Source organism: Photorhabdus sp. P32, from assembly GCF_038085095.1.
GTDB classification, from domain to species: Bacteria; Pseudomonadota; Gammaproteobacteria; order Enterobacterales; family Enterobacteriaceae; genus Photorhabdus; species Photorhabdus luminescens.
Genome location: NZ_JAZGJN010000202.1, coordinates 1 through 19,207 on the forward strand (window position 1 = coordinate 1; position 19,207 = coordinate 19,207).

General features: G+C 41.2%; 17 protein-coding genes. 11 read left to right on the forward strand and 6 right to left on the reverse strand.

From position 1 onward, the window contains the following. Window positions 1-271: 271 nt before the first annotated feature. Window positions 272-649, reverse strand: a complete 378-nt coding sequence (locus V2H77_RS03545; RefSeq protein WP_341497703.1) for a type II toxin-antitoxin system VapC family toxin — start codon at window positions 647-649, stop codon at window positions 272-274. Beyond that, window positions 649-852: a type II toxin-antitoxin system VapB family antitoxin gene (locus V2H77_RS03550; protein WP_341497704.1), complete on the reverse strand. Its 204-nt coding sequence runs from the start codon at window positions 850-852 to the stop codon at window positions 649-651. Before V2H77_RS03550 ends, V2H77_RS03545 begins: the two co-directional genes overlap by 1 nt. A 687-nt stretch (window positions 853-1,539) precedes the next feature. Here V2H77_RS03550 and V2H77_RS03555 point away from each other — a divergent pair. The 7 genes from V2H77_RS03555 (at window position 1,540) to waaB (ending at window position 7,770) form a co-directional block, all read left to right on the forward strand. Next, window positions 1,540-2,418, forward strand: a complete 879-nt coding sequence (locus tag V2H77_RS03555) for a hypothetical protein (protein ID WP_341497705.1) — start codon at window positions 1,540-1,542, stop codon at window positions 2,416-2,418. A gap of 11 nt (window positions 2,419-2,429) precedes the next feature. Then, entirely contained in the window at window positions 2,430-3,086 is a 657-nt protein-coding gene (locus V2H77_RS03560; protein ID WP_341497706.1) for a hypothetical protein, read from the forward strand. Then, window positions 3,086-4,246, forward strand: coding sequence for an aminotransferase class V-fold PLP-dependent enzyme (locus tag V2H77_RS03565; protein WP_341497707.1), 1,161 nt, complete (start codon window positions 3,086-3,088; stop codon window positions 4,244-4,246). The genes V2H77_RS03560 and V2H77_RS03565 overlap by 1 nt, the downstream gene beginning before the upstream one ends. Window positions 4,247-4,521: 275 nt before the next feature. Continuing rightward, window positions 4,522-5,148: a hypothetical protein gene (locus tag V2H77_RS03570; protein ID WP_341497708.1), complete on the forward strand. Its 627-nt coding sequence runs from the start codon at window positions 4,522-4,524 to the stop codon at window positions 5,146-5,148. A 10-nt stretch (window positions 5,149-5,158) separates the two neighbouring features. After that, a complete protein-coding gene (locus tag V2H77_RS03575) occupies window positions 5,159-5,905 on the forward strand; it encodes a hypothetical protein (protein WP_341497709.1) in 747 nt (248 codons plus the stop codon). 1 nt (window position 5,906) lies between these two features. Then, complete coding sequence (locus V2H77_RS03580; RefSeq protein WP_341497710.1) at window positions 5,907-6,686, forward strand: PIG-L family deacetylase; 780 nt, start codon at window positions 5,907-5,909, stop codon at window positions 6,684-6,686. A gap of 10 nt (window positions 6,687-6,696) precedes the next feature. Then, entirely contained in the window at window positions 6,697-7,770 is a 1,074-nt protein-coding gene (gene waaB / locus V2H77_RS03585; RefSeq protein ID WP_341497711.1) for a lipopolysaccharide 1,6-galactosyltransferase, read from the forward strand. A gap of 82 nt (window positions 7,771-7,852) precedes the next feature. Here waaB and malM read toward each other — a convergent pair whose 3' ends face one another. From malM to malK, 3 genes are all read right to left on the reverse strand, one after another. Continuing rightward, window positions 7,853-8,770, reverse strand: coding sequence for a maltose operon protein MalM (gene malM, locus V2H77_RS03590; RefSeq protein WP_341497712.1), 918 nt, complete (start codon window positions 8,768-8,770; stop codon window positions 7,853-7,855). A 116-nt stretch (window positions 8,771-8,886) separates the two neighbouring features. Further along, complete coding sequence (locus tag V2H77_RS03595; protein WP_341497713.1) at window positions 8,887-10,173, reverse strand: maltoporin; 1,287 nt, start codon at window positions 10,171-10,173, stop codon at window positions 8,887-8,889. A 36-nt stretch (window positions 10,174-10,209) separates the two neighbouring features. Then, a complete protein-coding gene (gene malK, locus V2H77_RS03600; protein ID WP_265379551.1) occupies window positions 10,210-11,319 on the reverse strand; it encodes a maltose/maltodextrin ABC transporter ATP-binding protein MalK in 1,110 nt (369 codons plus the stop codon). A gap of 381 nt (window positions 11,320-11,700) precedes the next feature. Here malK and malE point away from each other — a divergent pair, with 381 nt between their 5' ends. From malE to malG, 3 genes are all read left to right on the forward strand, one after another. Next, a complete protein-coding gene (gene malE, locus V2H77_RS03605) occupies window positions 11,701-12,900 on the forward strand; it encodes a maltose/maltodextrin ABC transporter substrate-binding protein MalE (protein WP_341497718.1) in 1,200 nt (399 codons plus the stop codon). A 122-nt stretch (window positions 12,901-13,022) separates the two neighbouring features. Continuing rightward, window positions 13,023-14,579 carry a maltose ABC transporter permease MalF gene (gene malF / locus V2H77_RS03610; RefSeq protein ID WP_341497714.1) on the forward strand — a complete coding sequence of 519 codons (1,557 nt, stop codon included), beginning with the start codon at window positions 13,023-13,025 and terminating at the stop codon, window positions 14,577-14,579. Window positions 14,580-14,591: 12 nt separating this feature from the next. Next, a complete protein-coding gene (gene malG, locus V2H77_RS03615) occupies window positions 14,592-15,482 on the forward strand; it encodes a maltose ABC transporter permease MalG (RefSeq protein WP_341497715.1) in 891 nt (296 codons plus the stop codon). Window positions 15,483-15,673: 191 nt separating this feature from the next. On the opposite strand, the gene V2H77_RS03620 is transcribed toward malG, so the two are convergent. After that, window positions 15,674-17,689 carry an LTA synthase family protein gene (locus tag V2H77_RS03620; protein ID WP_341497716.1) on the reverse strand — a complete coding sequence of 672 codons (2,016 nt, stop codon included), beginning with the start codon at window positions 17,687-17,689 and terminating at the stop codon, window positions 15,674-15,676. A gap of 297 nt (window positions 17,690-17,986) precedes the next feature. Here V2H77_RS03620 and V2H77_RS03625 point away from each other — a divergent pair, with 297 nt between their 5' ends. Beyond that, complete coding sequence (locus V2H77_RS03625; RefSeq protein ID WP_341497717.1) at window positions 17,987-18,862, forward strand: arginase family protein; 876 nt, start codon at window positions 17,987-17,989, stop codon at window positions 18,860-18,862. Window positions 18,863-19,207 lie beyond the last annotated feature (345 nt).

The window sequence follows — 19,207 nt, forward strand, 5'->3', positions numbered from 1 at the left end:
CTCCGTCGGGTAAACGGAATTTGATTAAAGCAAAGTGCCGGATAAAAAACCAGCACTTTGTCAATAATCTGAAATGCCCTCCTTTTTGGAGGGCATTTCAGATTATTGATAACGTAACAATTTTTTACTTGGTGTTCCGTTTTAATCAAGTTCTGTTCACAAAAGCATCGGCGGCATCATTTTTTCCAGCTTTACCCGCCAGACGATAGGGAGAAACAAAGTTACTCTTTAAACCCCAAATCCCGCTGAAAAAATAATTATAAGTTTCCGGTCAATGAGTCGGCTGATAACTCACATTAAGACGTTTAGCCAATCTCTCAAGTCGCTTATCCAATGTCCAAAGTCTTGCTCTTGGCGTTATTAAGGTTGATGCCAGCAACGTAATATCAATAAAACCACATCCAAGCCCGTACAGTTTTTCGTTTTCAATAAACGCCATCACTTCGGCAATACTGGCCTGATGGCTTGGTGGTAAGAGACCTAGATCACCAAGTGTTCGCAGTCTTGGAGCCGGAGGGGTACCACATGCTATCTCTGCCAATACCATTGGATGTATCAGAACCAGATTCCGGCTCAGCAACTGAATCAACCCGTCATTCCGGTTTTTGAAATGGTCAACCCAGACGGATGTATCAACCAAAATAGTCATTATACGGATGGCTCCTCGCGGCGGCGGGGAATCGTCTGCATTTCAGGCGATGTACCGCCGAGCGAAGCGAGCCGCTTTGCAGCCTGCACCTGAACAAACGTTTTCATTGCTTCCCGGAAAATATCAGCTTTGTCCATGCTAGGATCGGCCATTTCCAGCGCCTGTGCATACAGCACATCATCAATCGTGACAGTAGTTCGCATTTGATTACCTCATTGATTCAGATATTGATGCGATATTGCATCAATATCTGAATCAATGCAAGAGCATAAAATCTATGGTCACCCTCGTTTTTGCAACACTCACTTTGATGAATTTTAGGATTGCTTAAATCTATCCGGCGTCACCATAGGCAAGGATGCCCGCGCCCCTTGGAATATATACCCGTCATCTTTCAAGTTGCCTCTTTGTTGGCTGTACTCACTCACCACGGTCACATAGTTATCTATGCTCCCGGGGATTCGCTCCCTTGCCGCCGCGATGCATCTTGAAATCCATTGGGTATACACTGATGATTAAGTATTCCATGAATTTGGTACCGGCGAAATCACTTTGGCTATGTAAGAGATATTATTCGGTATGCAGAAATAGCTCATCGTATTTAATTCAAGGGTCTGGTCAATATAATTATTTCATTTAAAGTCCCATCACATAGAATTTATGAAAGATTATTCTTTTTAGATCATCTATTTTTACCTGTGTCCTTGCATGATTAGATAAGACTTCGATTTGATTTTTCAGGATAAATAATCGCAGTTTTTTCTCCTGTTGGATCTTTAAATTATGATACAGGTCATAAAATACAATATTTCATGATTCATATGCTCGGAAATGAATATAAACTAAAAATGAGCAGCAATTGTCGCCAATATAAATAGCTGGACAAAATAATGGAGAATGGAATAAACCTAAACTATGAAGATATAACGGAAGAGAATTATATCCTAATAAATAATCTTTATAAGCGTGATATAGGTAGCTTGGATTATTTTATTTGGAAAAACATGAAAGAAAAGAAATATAATCTTTCTAGTGAGATAAAAGCATTTCTGTATAAAAGAAACGATATATACTTGTCAATTGTTATAACAAGAAAGTGTGAATTTAGCCTTAAACACAGACGAGTATCCATTAATATGCTTAGTGATTTTGGCATAGATGAAAGTGTGAAATCACGAACTTTGATAATAGAAAGTGTCAAACAAACACATCGTAATGATGTGGATGCGACGGTTTGTTACTCGGATGAAAGAAAGATCAAATGTTATGCAAAGATTTTCGAAAAATACATATGTAGCAGAGTGAACGTTTTTGATTTTACAGAAATAGTAGTAGAAGGATGTACTAAAATCGATGTAGACCTAAGTGATTTTAATGAAGTAGATAATATTAATAAAATCAATTTTTTCGGCAGGGAAGTAAATAACGATTGGATCGCTTACTCACAGCAGTGTCCTCGCTATAGGGATATTAAGTTGTTAACGGTTGGGAAAGAATTAGCGATATTAGGTTTTGATGATGCCACAGTGGAAGTGATAGGTTTATCCAATACCGCTCCCGGTACAATTATATCCGTGATTGATTCTTGTCTTGCTACTAGGCAAAAATGCAGAATAATCTTACCGAATCCTATTTATTCTGAACTACAAAGTAGACTGAATAAACATAGTGTTATAAATAAATTTAGCATGATGATTGCCTGGCATGCCGAAGAGGATTTTAATTTGTGTCATGAAAATATATTTATCAGTAGAATCGACAAGCGATAAAGGAGTTTAAAATGGGATGTATTTTTTGTCACCCAGAGTCTTCCTTTGAAAAGGATAAAATACTTTTACAAGGGGAATATTTCTATGCTTTTGTACCTAAAGGCCAGATAATTGAGGGCTATATCATCATTGCCACCAATAAATGTGAAACTGATTTGGGGGGATATCGCTGCTTTGCAGAAATATACGATGAAGAAGCAATAAAAGAGCTAAAACAGTTTAAGAGTATAATAAATGATTTTTATCGCGAATATTACAATATAAGCAACCCTCTTTGCTATGAAAATGGACGGGCCGGTGGCTGTATCATCATGGACCCGAATCAAAAATATTGTTACCATGCACACTTATGTTGTTTCCCTACCGAGATTGATCTTCATAATAAATTAAAAGATCAATTTAAAATGCATACCATAGACTCATTGGATGAACTTAAGATATTCGGTGAAGCTGGCCCCTATATTTACGTTGAAGATAGTGGTAATAAATATGTTTTTACGATAGGTGAATCAGATTTCATTGAGAGAGGAATGATCAGAACAGTATTGGCAAATAGTTTAAATGTGCCGGAAAGATCGGATTGGAGAGATAATGAAGGGATAAAGGAGATGGATGAGGCTGCTAAAAAATTTAAATTATATATTAGTCACCATATGGAGATTGGATAATGTTATATGCAGATGTAGCTTCTACTTCATGGCCAAAATCACAAGAAGTGAAAGACATGATAAATATGTATCTAGACACTCTTGGGGTAACTCCAGGGCGATCTTTATCACAACAATCTAAAAAGGTGACTGAACTCGTTGAAGAGTGCCGACATGAATTCATCGAACAAACAAAATTAAAGGGTCATGGTACAGTAATTTTTAATTCGGGAGCAACGTACTCCCTCAACGAATGTATAAAAGGTACACTTAAGCCGGGTGATAATGTCATTACGACCCATTTAGAACATAATTCGGTGCTTAGACCGATAAACCATTTAAAAGATATTGGGGTAAGTAGTCAATTGATCGATGTGACAGATGGTGAAATTGACATGTCGCATTTGGAGTTTTTATTAAAGAATAGGAAAACTAAGTTATTGGTGGTTCATAGTTGCTCCAATACTATTGGTACATTTTGTAATATAGATGAGATAGGAAAACTGGCACATTTATACGGTGCGATGGTTTTAGTTGATAGTTCACAATCTTTTGGTTCACAAGCAATTGATTTATCGAAAGGTAATATTGATTACCTTGTTTTTAGCGGGCACAAAAGCTTAGGAGGAGTATCAGGTATTGGCGGGTACTTTATTCTTGATAATGGATTTTCTCATAGTGAATTAATTCAGGGTGGGACAGGTGTATTATCAAGATTAACAACGCAACCAACTGGAATACCATACAAATATGAATCAGGTACACAAAACACTATTGGCATACTTTCATTGCTAGCGTCCATAAGGCGTTTAAAAAAAACTGGGATAGAGAATATTCAAAATCAATTACAAACTCTGCGTATAAATCTTATCGATGAACTATCACAATTAAAGAAGGTCAAATTAATCTGTAAACATAAAGTCGGATTGCCAACAATTCTTTTTACAGTGGAAGGTTATCATCCAGGAGAAGTCTCTTATATACTAGAAAACAAATACAATATTATTACCCGTCCCGGGTTACAATGCGCACCGTTAGCTCATAAAAAATTCGGAACTTATCCTGATGGCGCTGTTCGGGTTAGCCTTGATACGTCGCATACAATGGAAGATATTTTGAAAATAAAATCTGCTTTAGTGAAAATTACTGAGGAAAATTATAAAGATAATACTGATAATTAATGAGAATAGTTCAGGAAATTTGGGAGATTTAGTAATAAGCTGAGCTGTGAGTAAACATTTATAGTTCATGATTTTAATGTTAAAAAACAATAAATTACCGTTAGCAAATAGTCTGGCGATCACTAGGGAAATTAATTTTATATTTATTTAAAAAGAATGAAAATATATCATTAATTACCATTGGTAAATAATATAATAATGAAGATTAATAAATATATTGTTATATAAGGAAGTGATATGCATTTAATTAAAAATGATGTTATGTGAGAATATAGATGAATATGCCTAACAAGAATGAGCATTATCTAATTGATTTAATTAATGGTAAATTGAATTATATAAATATTGATGGAAACGGAGATTTTAATAATACCCACATAGACTGGAAAGATACTGTAATTTTATCTGGTTCTTTCAATCCACTTCATAAAGGTCATGAAGAATTAAAAGAAATTGCTACAGTGCTGACCAAAAGAAAACCCTATTATGAACTGTCAATCAAGAATGCGGTAAAACTTACAATTTCAACCGATGAAATTTTCGAGAGGATAAGACAATTTAAGGGGAAAGGTGATATAGTTTTAAGTGACGCTAAATTTTTTACTGAAAAATCGTACATTTACCAAGGAGCAATTTTTGTCATTGGAGCTGATTTATGTCAGGAAATTAATAATCCTATTTATTATGGCGGTGATGCAGGATTAAAAAAATCTCTTATGACAATTAAGAGTAATGATTGTCGATTTCTGGTGGCTGGACGTTTTTTTAATAATAAATATTATACAGTTGATGATTTGATGAATATTAGCAAGGAACATCGATTTTTATTTGAATCTATTCCCGAAGATTTATTTCGCTTAGATATATCATCAACGGAAATAAGGTTAATGAACAAAGGATAGGAGATAGATTATGAGTAAAGAAAATAATAAAGAACTGCTGGATAGTAAAATCAATTTAAATTCAACATATTTAACTAAAGAGATTCAAAGAAGATTAAAGCAAGCTTCATTTATATTTAACCCTAGCCATAGAGCTTTAAATTGCCAGTTAAATAGTTCACAAATTAAATTATTTTATGAAATATGTGCGTTCTTGGAACAGGATGGTAATTTAGATATTCTTGCCTCTTGCATACACGATCTATGGTGTGCGAAATATTTAGTCGATAATAAGACGGCTATGCAAGACTCAGTAACAAAACTCGAAATTGAGTACAATTTGCAAATTAATTTTTTAAAACCTTATCAAGCATTCAATGAAAAAGAGAAAGCGTTTGAGAAAAGATTAATAAAGAGCGATTTAAGTATTATATCAGAAGTAATAAAAAATCTTTATTTATACGATGATAATATTATATCTGATGATTTTAATTATGAGACATTACTTTCTACAAACGATACTATTTTTTCTGATTTAATGACAATACTAGGCCATAGTGACAGCATAATAGAAGTTGCAGCAAAAAGAATCCATGCTAGCTGGTTTGATATAATGAAAGAGTTTTATGCCCATGATGAAAGAGTTCAATTCCAAGAAAAGCCAAACATTGACAATTCAGATTTTATAAAAAACAGAGATGGGATACGCATTGATCTCGCCGCTATTTATATTGTGCTCATGGAGATAAAATATAACAGCCTTTATATGGAGATTTAAAATGATACATCTATTTTTGTCACCGCATTTAGATGATGTGGCTTTAAGTGCTGGCGGTTTAATACATAAATTAGTTTCAGAAAATCAAAAGGTGGTTGTTTTAACATTTTTTACTGGATATGACGAAAATCTTACATCTCATTACTTACACTCTGCTGGTAATGATAATATGAATTCATTTATAAAGTTTTATTCAAAGCGAGCTAATGAGGATATCGCTTTTTGTAATAAACTATCAGCGATTCCAATACATGGTAAAATTTTAGATTGTATTTACAGAACCGACCAATACGGTGAACCTATGTATACAAATTCCGCCATGATTTATAGTGGCTTGATACATAAATCAGATTATGCATCTGATATGGCTCAAGATCTCATTGACAAAACATTGTTAAATTATCAACCTGATTATATATATGCTCCTTTGGGAATAGGTCGACATGTAGACCACATCATAATAAATAATCTTGTAAATAATATAAAAGGTTCACATAAGTTTAAAATATTACTTTATGAAGATTTTCCCTATGTTTTAGGTGAATATCCTATGGTTAACCCAGATAGTTTGGAGAATGCTTTATTAAGAAATAACAAATTTGATAAGCACGCTATATTGGTGGATATTAATTTAAAAGAAAAAATGCAAAATATCTTATTTTATGAATCTCAATTAGAACCTCTGTTTGATAATGAATTAAATCTTTTAATCTCATTGGAGAAATATCATCACTCTATTAATAAAGAAAAAATCCAAGAGCGTTTTTGGTTAATTAATTAAAAGGTTAACAATGAAAAAAGTATTTATAATATATCATGATCTTTTTTTGAATGGATATGGTGGGGTAGAAACGGTATGTTCAAATTTAATAAATATAATTGGCCGTGCTAACATTGAAATTGATTTCATTTTCATATCCCTAAATGATAAAAACAGAATTGAAAATCGAGCGTGGTTATCTAATGCTCAACATATCTCCTTAGCGTCAAGTCATTACGAATCTCGCCAGGATATTGCATGCGGACTGTCCTTGATATTAGAAAGATTTCGCCCCGAGATTTTGATAAGCTTAGACATAACATCTTGCAATATTGCTAAACTTTCCGGTGAAAAAATTAATTTCCCAGTAAAAACTTACTCTTGGCTGCATACTTCCATTAGAAATCCTACTCCACAGAAAATTAAAGATTTATGCTGTGTCGATGAGCACCTTGTAATTAGCTCTGGTTTAAGAGATCAAATGTTATCCTTTGGGATAAAAGCGGATAAGCTTCATCTTATTTTCAATCCTATCAAGATAAACTCCTTGATAATTCCTCAACCAAAACATATAGCTAAATTCTTATATGTTGGCAGAATTCTTGCTTATAAGTCGAAAAATTTAACTGAACTATTTTTAGCTCTTTCGCCATTACATGGTGATTGGGAATTACATATAGTAGGTTCTGGTGATGATGAGGATTATTTAAAAGAATTATCTTCACAACTCAATATAAATAACAATATTATTTGGCATGGTTGGCAAGATCAGCCTTGGGAATTTGTGATGGATAACATAAAAGAGGTGTCAGCTTTTATTTTAACATCAAAATATGAAGGTTTTGGCATGGTATTAGCGGAAGCCATATCTTATGGTATCTATTGTATAAGTTCAGATTGTCAGTGTGGCCCGAATGATATCATCAATGATTTAAACGGTGAGCTTTATAAATCAGGTAATATTCTTGAATTATCTAAAAAGTTACAACTCATTATTGATGAACGTAAAATAAGAGATCATCCGGCAATAAAAAATTCTATTGCCTTTCTTTACGAGGATAATTTTCTGTTAAGAATCACTAAAGCTTTATCCCTCCAGCTATAACATAAGTATTACCGGCCAGAAAGTGTGATGAAAGTGAAACCTGATGCCCTCCTCATTTGGAGAGCATTTGTTTTGCAATGATTTACCCTTTGTTTTTGATACTGTTGATAAACGTTTCTCGTGCAGTTGAAGATCCAAGGCGTTCCGCTTCATCCAACAATTTGAGTGCTTTATCAATATTGCCGTTCTTAATTTCCTTTTTAATTGCATCATTGAAATAACGTTCTGTATCGCTCAAGACCGGTTTGACCTTTTGCGGTGTGGATGGCGTTACGGCGGCTTGTGTTGGCCCGACAATGATCGGTTCTTGTGCTGGAGTTGAGAAAACTTGACCGATTGTGATGTTGCCGGCGTTTTGTTCTGATTTTACTTTCAGCTTCAACGTACCTGTTTGCGTATGGCGGGCAACGGGATCTGGAATAGCGGGAACGGCATTACCGACGCCTTGAGCGTAAGCTTTGGCGGGATCAACCATTTGTGTGGATTGCTGTAAATCGGTATGGGTGGTGTAAACCAGTATATAAATTTGTTGTTGCCCCAATGCTGGTGTTAGCTTTAATGTGCCTTCCAGCCGGTCGGTGGACATAACCCCCGGACGTTCATACGGAAAGTAACTACTTGGGTAAAATGCGGCAGGGCGTAACCCTTGATCCAGTACTAAAACATTGGGTACGTAAACTTGTTTATCTTGTACCAAGCTGCTCAGGGTAATATCCAGAGAGCCTCGGTTTGCCGGCAGCGCGAATGCTGCTATCGGCCCCTGAATATCTCCCTCATTAAGATGTTGGGATGTGGCATTGAGGATAATGGTCTGAGTATCACTGGTATTAATCGGTTGCCAGCTCAATTTTTGCAATGCTGTTATTGAGAGGGAAGGGGCGACAATATCCTGTGTCGTGGTTGCCTGAGTTGTTGTAGTGATAGATGTTGCATAGCTTATCAGAGGAACTGTGCTACAGAGTACAGCACTAAGGCAACATGAGAGCAGTTTAGTTTTCATTTCTTACCCTTCCCTTGTTCGGTTGAAAAGAAAGAGACTGATACCCACGGGCAAAAGGCATATCAGTCTAAAAGGCGATCATCTGATTGATCTGAGATCAAATCGTTATAACTGGATTACCACCAAGCTTCGAATTGTGCCCCAAAGGTGAATTCATCATCGTCGCCACGGCTGAATTTATGTGTTGCTGTATCACGGTAGGCCATGCCGTTAATGTAGCCGTCGTTGTTATTCGCATGACCCCATTTTTCATCCCATTTTGCATAGGTAGCGAACAGGCGAATGGCCGGACGGGACCAAATGCTGTCGCCTGCCTGCCATTGTTGAGCGAGGGTGATTTTGTACTGATCATTGGTGTCATGAGTACGTTGGGATTTGACGTTATCATAACCAATGTCCAGCAGTGTACTCATCGTCGATGTCCATTTGTACATTGGACGTACCCCAACCGTATACCATGTGTTGCCATTGTTGTTATCACGGTCAGTATCCTGATACATCGCTACGTACATCAGATCCCATTTTTCTGCGAGATTAATCGCGCCATGATTCAGAATACGCAACATGTGACCGTCATTGTTTACGCTGGCGCCTTCAGAATGACCGCTGTTGTAGGAGGTCATAGAATCGGTTGCGTACTGTACGACAAATTTGTTAAAGCCCCCTAACATGCTCTGTGTATGCTCGGCGGTAAACATGAAACCATCTTTGGACGCATTACGATCAAGGTGGTAATGCTCTCGCGCATTGGCGCGCCCATAGTCAAAACCAAGTTCCAGATTACCGCCTGGGTTAACTTCCAAGCCGGATAGACGAATATCGTAGACATCATTGGAGGTGGGAATTTCTTTGCGCTGGCTAGCAATCCAGCCATAAGAACCGCCAGATTCGGTATTGCGGGTAACCGCCAGTGAGAGCTTGCTAAAACCGAGATCAATATCTTGCAGGCCAGCGCCCGGACCAGAGATATCCCAATAGTAGAAATCGATCATATGTACGTCATGGCGCTGGTAAAAGCGTTTACCTGCCCACAATGTTGAGCCGGGTAACCAATCGATGACGTTCTTCGCTTGAACATTCACTTCACGGAATGCAGGATCGGTGGATTCCCAGTCATTTTGTTGCGCCACGGAATAAGCCACGTTGGTATCGAAGTAGAAACTCTTATTGCCATCTTTCCATAACTCTTGACCCAGCTTAAGTTCAGCATAGGTTTCACATTCATTACCTAAACGGTATTTGCTCTGTGCGCCAGTGCTTTTGAAACACTGTTGTTCACCGCCGCTGCCGGTCCAACCAATACCAGAACGGGCGTAGCCGTGGAATTCTACGGCCGATGCCTGAACAGACAGTAATCCGGCCATAATTGTTAGTGAGATAGGTAATATACGCATTGATTTCATCAGTTGTTCTCCTGTCGTTTTGTGATTAGCTCAGGCTCAAACACCGGGTTCTTTATGCAGACGCTGGCATGCCGTTCCGTCTTCTCGGAATAAATGGCAGCGGTGGGGAGGTAATCCGATGGTGAAGGTCGATCCTTCTTCCACCAGCACAACATCAGGCTGGCGATAAACCAGATTCTGACGAATGGCCGGGATTTCAATGTGAACCTGGGTTTCATTTCCTAACTGTTCGACAACCTGCACTATGCCTTCCAATGTGACATCAGCAATATCACTTGGCAGGAGGTGTTCAGGACGTATCCCCAGAGAGACATTACTGCCTACTTTTACCCCCTTGCTTTCTACGGGCAGCCAGATTTGCTGTCGGTTGGGCAGAGTAATTTGCACCTGATCAATAGCGGTAGCCGTGACTTTAACTGGCAGGAAATTCATTTTGGGCGAGCCAATAAAACTGGCGACAAAGCGGTTAACCGGATAGTGGTATAGTTCAAGCGGTTTGCCAACCTGGGCAACATCGCCACCATCCAGTACCACGATTCTGTCGGCCAGCGTCATCGCTTCAACTTGATCGTGGGTGACATAAATCATCGTGCGTTGCAATCGTTTGTGCAGGCGTGAGATTTCAATGCGCATTTGGACCCGCAGCGCGGCGTCCAGGTTGGAAAGAGGCTCGTCTAACAGAAAAACGCTGGGTTCAGCGACCAAAGTACGGCCAATAGCAACACGTTGACGTTGCCCGCCTGATAGGGCTTTAGGGCGGCGATCAAGCAGGTGAGCGAGTTGAAGCATCTCGGCAATTTGCTTTACCCGTTGCTGAATATCGCTTTTTTTGGCGCCAGCCAGCTTCATGCCGAATGACATATTGTCTGCAACCGACAGGTGGGGATACAGTGCATAAGACTGAAAAACCATCCCAACGCCGCGTTTGGCGGGGGGCACATCGTTCATGCGGATGTTATTGATCAGCAAATCACCGGAAGTGACATCTTCCAGACCCGCAATCATCCTTAATATTGTCGATTTTCCACAACCTGATGGACCGACAAAAACGATAAATTCGCCTTCTTGTATCTCAAGGTTGATGTTCTTGGAAATAATAGTTTCGCCATAAGCTTTCGATACATTATGTAATGTGACGCTCGACATGTGTTCCCCCGGACTTATCACCGCAATTCGCGATGAAAAATAATAAACCAGAGTGTGTTTAAGATGACGGATGAGTAAATCCTCCATACCCAAGTTTTTTATGGGGGAGGAGTCAGGAGGATGAGATAAGCGTTGTTGAGTGGGTTAGGTATGAGCTACTGGATAAATTGTGAGACTTATCGCAAAAAAAGATGCCCCTTTTTGTGGTCAACGGCACGGTTCTGTTGTTTTTGGAATAGAGATCACAGCCATTCCGGGCAGGGCGTAGAGTAGGGGAGGATGAGTCTTTCCATTGTTGATCGCACACTAGGCCAGCATTCTCCGCCAATGTAACAAAACAGTTCACCCTGAACCTATTCAAACTACTATAAGGACGGAATGATGATAAAAACAACCTTAAAAGTAGGCGCTCGTACCCTGGCGCTTTCTGTTTTAGCCTCACTAGTACTTTCTGCCTCTGCTTTCGCAAAAATTGAAGAAGGTAAGCTAGTTATCTGGATCAACGGCGATAAAGGCTACAATGGCCTGGCGCAAGTTGGTAAGAAATTTGAAAAAGATACGGGTGTCAATGTTACGGTTGAGCATCCAAACAAATTTGAAGAGAAGTATTCACAAGTTGCAGCAAGCGGTGATGGGCCGGATATTATTTTCTGGGCGCATGACCGCTTTGGCGGCTACGCCCAGTCTGGTTTGGTGGCGGAAATCACGCCGGATCAGAACTTCAAGGACAAGTTATTTCCATTCACTTGGGATGCTGTGCGCTACGACGGTAAACTGGTCGGTTATCCTATCGCGGTTGAAGCTCTCTCTCTTATCTACAATAAAGACTTGGTGAAGACTCCGCCAAAAACTTGGGAAGAGATCCCAGCTCTGGATAAAGAACTGAAGAGCAAAGGCAAAAGCGCCATTATGTTTAATCTGCAAGAGCCTTATTTCTCCTGGCCGCTCATTGCGGCGGACGGAGGGTATGCTTTCAAGCTGGAAAATGGCGCATACGATGTGAAAAACACTGGAGTGAATAATGCCGGTTCCAAGGCAGGGCTGAATTTCATTATCGATTTGGTGAAAAATAAGCATCTGAACGCAGATGCTGACTATTCCATTGCCGAAGCCGCGTTCAACAAAGGTGAAACGGCGATGACCATCAACGGTCCGTGGACGTGGTCCAACATCGACAAAAATAACATAAATTACGGCGTGGCGTTGTTGCCGACCTTTAAAGGTCATCCGTCTAAACCGTTTGTCGGCGTACTGACGGCAGGTATTAATGCCGCTAGCCCGAATAAAGAGCTAGCGAAGGAGTTTTTGGAAAACTATTTGCTGACCAACGAAGGTCTGGAGATGGTGAATAAGGATAAGCCGTTGGGCGCTGTGGCGCTGAAATCCTATCAGGATATTCTGGCCAAGGACCCACGTATTGCTGCCACGATGGAAAATGCTCAAAGAGGCGAAATCATGCCGAACGTCTCACAAATGAGCAGTTTTTGGTATGCCGTGCGCAGCGCTGTGGTTAATGCGTTGACTGGCCGTCAGACCGTTGATGACGCATTAAGCGATGCAGAAGCCCGTATAACCAAATAACTTGTGGGCGCTCTTCTTTTGAAGGGTGTCTCTTTCCTGCAACCAGTAAGGATGCCTGTTTGCAGGAAGATTGATTAAGCTATCCGCAAAGCTGTTACGTCGTAGTAAAAAGGAAGAGCATTATGTCAGCGACGCTCGAAAAAACATCATGGTGGCAGCATTCTGCTCTGAAATGGTTTGCAGTGAGCCTGTGTATACTCTTTACCGGTTATCTGGTGGTATTGATGTACTCACAGGGCGAGTATCTATTCGCGATACTGACACTGGTATTGTTAGGAATGGGGACTTACGTTTTTGCCAACCGCAATACTTATGCCTGGCGCTATGTCTATCCGGGTATCGCCGGGATGGGATTGTTTGTACTGTTTCCGCTTATTTGCACCATCGCCATCGCCTTTACCAACTATAGCAGTACCAATCAACTGACTTTTGAACGTGCGCAATCTGTCTTGATGAGCCGTCAGTATCAATCAGGGCAAACATTTACTTTTAAGCTCTACCCAAAATCGGAGCTGTGGGTTTTGGCGCTGAGCGCGCCAGGCCAGACTAAGCAATTGGTATCCGAGCCATTTTCTCTGTCAGTAACAAAAGAGACGACTTTACATTTGCACGAGCAGGACAGTATTCAGAACGGTGAGGCGGCGACATTGCGCATTATCACCCAGAATCGACAGGCGCTGAACCAATTGGTTGCTGTTCTACCGGATGGCAACCGGCTGAAAATGAGTTCACTACGTCAATTCGCTGGCGTGCATCCGCAATACTCTCTTGGGGAAGATGGTAAGACCCTGACCGACAATCAAACAGGTACGTTTTATCGTCCCAATACGGATACCGGTTTCTATCAGTCTATTAATGCTGAGGGAAAATGGGGCAATGAGACTCTGACGCCAGGATTTACTGTTGCCATCGGGTGGAAAAATTTTCTGCGGGTGATACAGGATGAAGGTATTCAGAAACCGTTCCTGGCTATTTTCGTTTGGACGGTTGTCTTTTCTCTGTTCACTGTGGTGCTGACTGTAGCTATTGGCATGGTTTTGGCTTGCATTGTGCAGTGGGAAGCGCTGAAAGGCCGCGGTGTTTATCGCATGCTGCTGATTCTGCCTTATGCAGTGCCATCGTTTATTTCCATTTTGATTTTTAAGGGATTGTTTAATCAGAGTTTCGGCGAAATCAATCTGTTGCTTAGCGGTCTGTTTGGTATTAAACCTGCTTGGTTTGCCGATCCGACGATGGCCCGAACCATGCTGATTATCGTGAATACTTGGCTTGGGTATCCCTACATGATGATCCTCTGCATGGGATTGTTAAAAGCAATACCGGACGATTTGTATGAAGCGTCGGCAATGGATGGGGCGGGGCCGTTGCAGAATTTTTTCAAGATTACCTTCCCATTGCTGATTAAACCGCTGACGCCGTTGATGATCGCCAGTTTTGCCTTTAACTTTAACAACTTTGTTCTGATTCAGTTGCTAACTCTTGGCAGGCCGGATCGCATTGGCACCACGACACCGGCAGGTTATACCGATTTATTGGTGAACTATACCTACCGTATTGCTTTCGACGGTGGTAGCGGTCAGGATTTTGGTTTGGCTGCGGCGATTGCCACAGTGATCTTTTTGCTGGTGGGTGCGCTGGCGATTATTAACCTGAAAGCTACCCGTATTAAATTTGACTAAGGAGGGAATGCAATGGCGATGGTTCAACCCAAATCACAGAAATGGCGTGTATTGGCGACGCATTTGTTGATGTTAACCTTTATTGCCATGATCGTATTCCCGCTGTTGATGGTGATTACTATCTCACTGCGGCCGGGGAATTTTGCGACAGGGAGTTTGATCCCGGAAAGTATCTCCTGGGAGCATTGGAAATTAGCGCTTGGCTACAGCGTGGTGTCACCGGATGGTCATGTTACACCGCCCCCTTTCCCCGTTATGTTATGGCTCTGGAACTCTGTTAAGGTCGCCTTTATTACCGCCGCAGGTATCGTTACATTATCAACTACCTGTGCTTATGCCTTTGCCCGTATGCGTTTTCGCGGTAAAAGCACCTTGCTGAAAGGCATGCTCATTTTTCAGATGTTCCCGGCAGTCCTGTTCTTAGTCGCGTTATATGCCCTGTTTGATCGTTTGGGGGAATATGTACCGTTTATCGGCCTTAATACCCACGGTGGCGTGATTTTTGCCTACCTGGGGGGCATTGCGTTGCATGTCTGGACGATTAAAGGTTATTTCGAAACCATTGATGGCTCTTTGGAAGAGGCGGCTGCGCTTGATGGCGCGACGCCGTGGCAAGCTTTCCGCATGGTGCTGCTACCGCTTTCGGTACCGATTCTGGCAGTGGTATTCATTCTTTCCTTCATTGGCGTCATTACGGAAGTACCTGTTGCTTCGCTGCTTCTGCGAGATGTGAACAATTACACTTTGGCGGTGGGTATGCAACAGTACCTTAACCCACAGAACTATCTTTGGGGCGATTTTGCCGCCGCTGCTGTACTCTCAGCACTCCCTATTACCATCGTCTTCTTGGTTGCTCAGCGCTGGTTGGTCAATGGTTTGACCGCCGGGGGAGTAAAAGGATAATCGCAATATTCACCAGTATATACCCAATGGATTTCAAGATGCGTCGCGACGGCAAGGGAGCGAATCCCCGGGAGCATAGAGAACGATGTGACCGGGGTGAGTGAGTGCAGTCAACAAAGAGGCAACTTGAAAGAGGACGGGTATAAATCCCTTTAATAGATTGAGATTAAAGGGATTCATGGAAGTATCAATTATTGCTGGTGGTGAACTTGACGATTTAATTGCCATGACAGGAGATCGGTAAATACCTGCCAACGTTGGAACTGTTTGGTTTGGTCTGCTGTCATTGGCTGAGGTTCACCGAGTAATAATCCCGTTTGCTGTGCCCACGGTCGAAATTCACCTTTGCCTATCATGACATAAGCCCCTTGTGGTGTAAGAGTGATTTCTGGGTTGTATCCTTGACACCAGATAGGGTCTAGTTGTTCAGCCAGCAAATTACAGCCGGTACGGTAGTAAGCCGTATTTGACAAGCTTAAATGGTAGAGGGTTGGCCAGATATCTTTATGACTACCGACTCTGGTCGCATCAAAGGTCGTGTTTTGGCGATAAGCTGGCGGCACGTAGAGATAAAACGGTACACCGTGGCCGATTGCCAGTTCGTGAGCATCTGGATAACTGATCCCTCGAATATTATGGTCACCGGTTGCTGCAATAATAGTATGAGAAGCTAATGACTGAGATTTTACCCAACTAATAAATTGTCCCAATTGATCATTGGCGTAACGCAGGGTATGAAAAACCTCTTGTAACTCATTACCACTAGCCAAATGACTTAAGCGTTGTTTTTCGGTATCACTCAGCTTGATGTCGGTTTTCTGATAACCTGCCGGCGATTTATACGGTGGGTGATGGGTGGTAGACAATGACATAATCAGAACATGTTCCCCGTTCTTTTCTGCCTGTGTCAGACGATCTTGAATATAACGGAACATGAACTCGTCAGGCACGCCCCAGGTACCAAATTTAGCTTCTGGATAGCGTTTTTTCAGTCCATTCTGATCGATAAATTCACTGACTCCCAGGTTTGGCAGGAACTGATTCAAATTACGCCATGCTCCGTTACCGGATGTGACGAAGATGATTTTGTAACCATTCGCCAAATAGGGTTTAAACATATTGCTGGTGAAATCGAGACCCTGCGCTGTGGATTGGCTGATTGCACTGTTCGGGCTGCGAATCAAGAAACGGCTCAAACTGTCAATGGTGCCATCGCCTTCGGAAACGAAACGTTCAAAACGCCAGTCGTTTTGCCAGTGCTGGCGTAGGGTACCAAAAACATCAAGGTCTGGGCGATCTAAGCTTTGTAGGTGATAACCCATACTCTCCATGACGTTAAATATGACGTGAGGCGGATTTTTTTGAGCGGTAGGGTTATCGGCAGTTTTAGCCATAAACGGTGACAGATTTGCGGGGGTTGGTTTCTCTAGGAAATGTTTTAACAACCAGCGACCTTGTGCATCTGTTGCTTCTGGGAAGTGGCTATTTTTGTAATGATCATTAAATGCCCAGTTCAACGCCATTGGACCATTAGGTGTCAGCATATTAAGCATTTTGACTTCTGAAACCTGTGTATTGGCCTGACGTAGTGGAAAGGTACCTAGGGAGCCGCGCATGCCAACGAAGCAGACAGTCAAAATAACCAGCGTTGCGATAGCAGAAATGGGCAGACTAGTTTTGCGCTCTGTGCGTGAAATAAGGTAGCGTTGCCAGAGCAGACAGAGCCAGAAAACAGTGACTGCGAACAGCGTTAAACAGAGCAAGCTTTCGATAACAGGATAATCGTTCCATAGGGTGTGCAGCACGGCTTGCGTATCATCTTCCACTAAGCCGAAGATGAAAATATCGAACGATCGTTCATAAGTGGCATAGTAGTAAACATTACTTACCGTCAAAGCGCCGACCACGGTACTGAGTGTTGTTGCCAACCACGGATAGGCGTGTTGCCATATGTTGAAGCTATTTTTATTAATGGCGAATAAGCTAGCAATCAGCAGACAAGGCACAAACAGCAAACTGGCAATACGAATATCAAATAGTCCGCCGATCCAGAACATTCGTTCCACGTCTTGAGTAGAATCAGTAAAAAGCTGATAACTGCCATAAGTGAAGAGAAGATAGATTCTTCCCGCCATTTGGGTTACTACCGTTATCAGCCAGGGAAGTAACAGAGCGATAAAAGCCAGTTTAAATCTGTAGAACCACATGATGCCTTCTTATTATTAATAGATTGATAAGGTTAATTTAATATTTATCAGGTCAAGATCCTATCTTATTCAGCAATTTACTGCCTATCCCATTAGGTTATTTTATTTGCTGTTTTTTGCAGTAGAGTAGTCATTGGTCAGATATCAGATAGAAGAGGTTGAAGAATGGTTCAGGCTGCAAATCATCTTTATCTAGAAAAGGCACTCCAGCCGACGTAAGGCAGAAGAGGAATGTCGATGAGGTGCAGCATAGCTGATTTTAAATTCACTTTACATACATGCAAAGGAGTTATAGTAATGCCTAACGATTCAAATACTATCAGGCTGGTTATGCCGCAGTGGCAAGGGGGAAATAACCCGGCATACAAGTTTGGTGCGGAAATGCTGAACTGGCTTGCGCCGGAAACGGATGCTCCTGTTATTCATGTCCCCATCCAGGAACCAGCCGGTCCCCTCTCGGTAGAAAATGGCATCATTGGAAGGGAAGCTCTTAAAACTCAGCTTAGCAGCGTCTGGAAAATTATTCGTGAATATAAGCCAGATAATATAGTCACGTTTGGTGGTGACTGTCTTGTCGATCTCGCCCCTTTTGCTTGGCTGAGTGAGCGCTGGGGAGAGAAGCTAGGGATACTGTGGATTGATTCACATCCTGATGTTATGACTCCCGCTCAATTTCAGAATGCTCACGCTCATGTTCTTGGCGCACTGATGGGTAATGGCGATCCCGATCTGACAGCCACCGTGGCTTGCCCGGTATCTTCCCGGAGAGTCATGATCGCAGGAATACACAGCCCGCTGGAATATGAGAAAAAATTCATTGCTGATAACGCAATCAGAACTTGCTCTCCGGATGAGGTCAGAGCGGGAGGCGAGTCAGTAATGAAGTGGATTGAAGAAGAAAAAATCGAATGTTTGGCAATTCACATTGATTTGGATGTACTGGATGAACGTAATTTCCGTTCCGTATTGTTCGCTCGTCCGGGTGCCGGTGAGCATGATTTCGATGGTATCGCTAAAGGTAAACTTAACATTCCCGATGTACTGGCTCTTATCCAAAAGGCAGTCTCTCGGGCTAAAGTTGTTGGACTTGGGATTACAGAACACCTTCCTTGGGATGCCATGAATCTTAAAGACATGCTTGAGCAGCTTCCTTTAATAGGGCGTTTAGATTAATTGAAATATCGAATTGCTTTGTGATGACGTTGGGGAGGGATTCTCACGTCAGGTTGTAAATTCTGCTGTAATAAAATCAACTCACAGCAAACAATAATTACTGCCTAATAAAAAACTCAATTTTTTACCAATGTTCGTAAATCATTGTTATGCATTAAAGACAGAAGAAAGTTTATTTATCGCCAGCCAAATATATCGAATTAATATCTTGATGTTTTGGGGTGTTATATTTCCTCCGCATCGGGTGAAAATTGACGGCGATTTTTATTCATTCCCTATTATTGATCGCGATTAATTCGCCATTTTGTGTGATATTTATCACGTTTTTTTGTGTTCGTATGATAT

What these genes read in the sequence shown, in the direction of transcription:
- malK (WP_265379551.1), bottom strand. Translation starts at nt 11,319, where the DNA reads ATGTCGAGCGTCACATTACATAATGTATCGAAAGCTTATGGCGAAACT.
- malF (WP_341497714.1), top strand. Translation starts at nt 13,023, where the DNA reads ATGTCAGCGACGCTCGAAAAAACATCATGGTGGCAGCATTCTGCTCTG.
- V2H77_RS03580 (WP_341497710.1), top strand. Translation starts at nt 5,907, where the DNA reads ATGATACATCTATTTTTGTCACCGCATTTAGATGATGTGGCTTTAAGT.
- V2H77_RS03595 (WP_341497713.1), bottom strand. Translation starts at nt 10,173, where the DNA reads ATGAAATCAATGCGTATATTACCTATCTCACTAACAATTATGGCCGGA.
- malM (WP_341497712.1), bottom strand. Translation starts at nt 8,770, where the DNA reads ATGAAAACTAAACTGCTCTCATGTTGCCTTAGTGCTGTACTCTGTAGC.
- V2H77_RS03575 (WP_341497709.1), top strand. Translation starts at nt 5,159, where the DNA reads ATGAGTAAAGAAAATAATAAAGAACTGCTGGATAGTAAAATCAATTTA.
- V2H77_RS03560 (WP_341497706.1), top strand. Translation starts at nt 2,430, where the DNA reads ATGGGATGTATTTTTTGTCACCCAGAGTCTTCCTTTGAAAAGGATAAA.
- V2H77_RS03620 (WP_341497716.1), bottom strand. Translation starts at nt 17,689, where the DNA reads ATGTGGTTCTACAGATTTAAACTGGCTTTTATCGCTCTGTTACTTCCC.
- waaB (WP_341497711.1), top strand. Translation starts at nt 6,697, where the DNA reads ATGAAAAAAGTATTTATAATATATCATGATCTTTTTTTGAATGGATAT.
- V2H77_RS03555 (WP_341497705.1), top strand. Translation starts at nt 1,540, where the DNA reads ATGGAGAATGGAATAAACCTAAACTATGAAGATATAACGGAAGAGAAT.
- V2H77_RS03565 (WP_341497707.1), top strand. Translation starts at nt 3,086, where the DNA reads ATGTTATATGCAGATGTAGCTTCTACTTCATGGCCAAAATCACAAGAA.
- V2H77_RS03550 (WP_341497704.1), bottom strand. Translation starts at nt 852, where the DNA reads ATGCGAACTACTGTCACGATTGATGATGTGCTGTATGCACAGGCGCTG.
- V2H77_RS03625 (WP_341497717.1), top strand. Translation starts at nt 17,987, where the DNA reads ATGCCTAACGATTCAAATACTATCAGGCTGGTTATGCCGCAGTGGCAA.
- malE (WP_341497718.1), top strand. Translation starts at nt 11,701, where the DNA reads ATGATAAAAACAACCTTAAAAGTAGGCGCTCGTACCCTGGCGCTTTCT.
- malG (WP_341497715.1), top strand. Translation starts at nt 14,592, where the DNA reads ATGGCGATGGTTCAACCCAAATCACAGAAATGGCGTGTATTGGCGACG.
- V2H77_RS03570 (WP_341497708.1), top strand. Translation starts at nt 4,522, where the DNA reads ATGAATATGCCTAACAAGAATGAGCATTATCTAATTGATTTAATTAAT.
- V2H77_RS03545 (WP_341497703.1), bottom strand. Translation starts at nt 649, where the DNA reads ATGACTATTTTGGTTGATACATCCGTCTGGGTTGACCATTTCAAAAAC.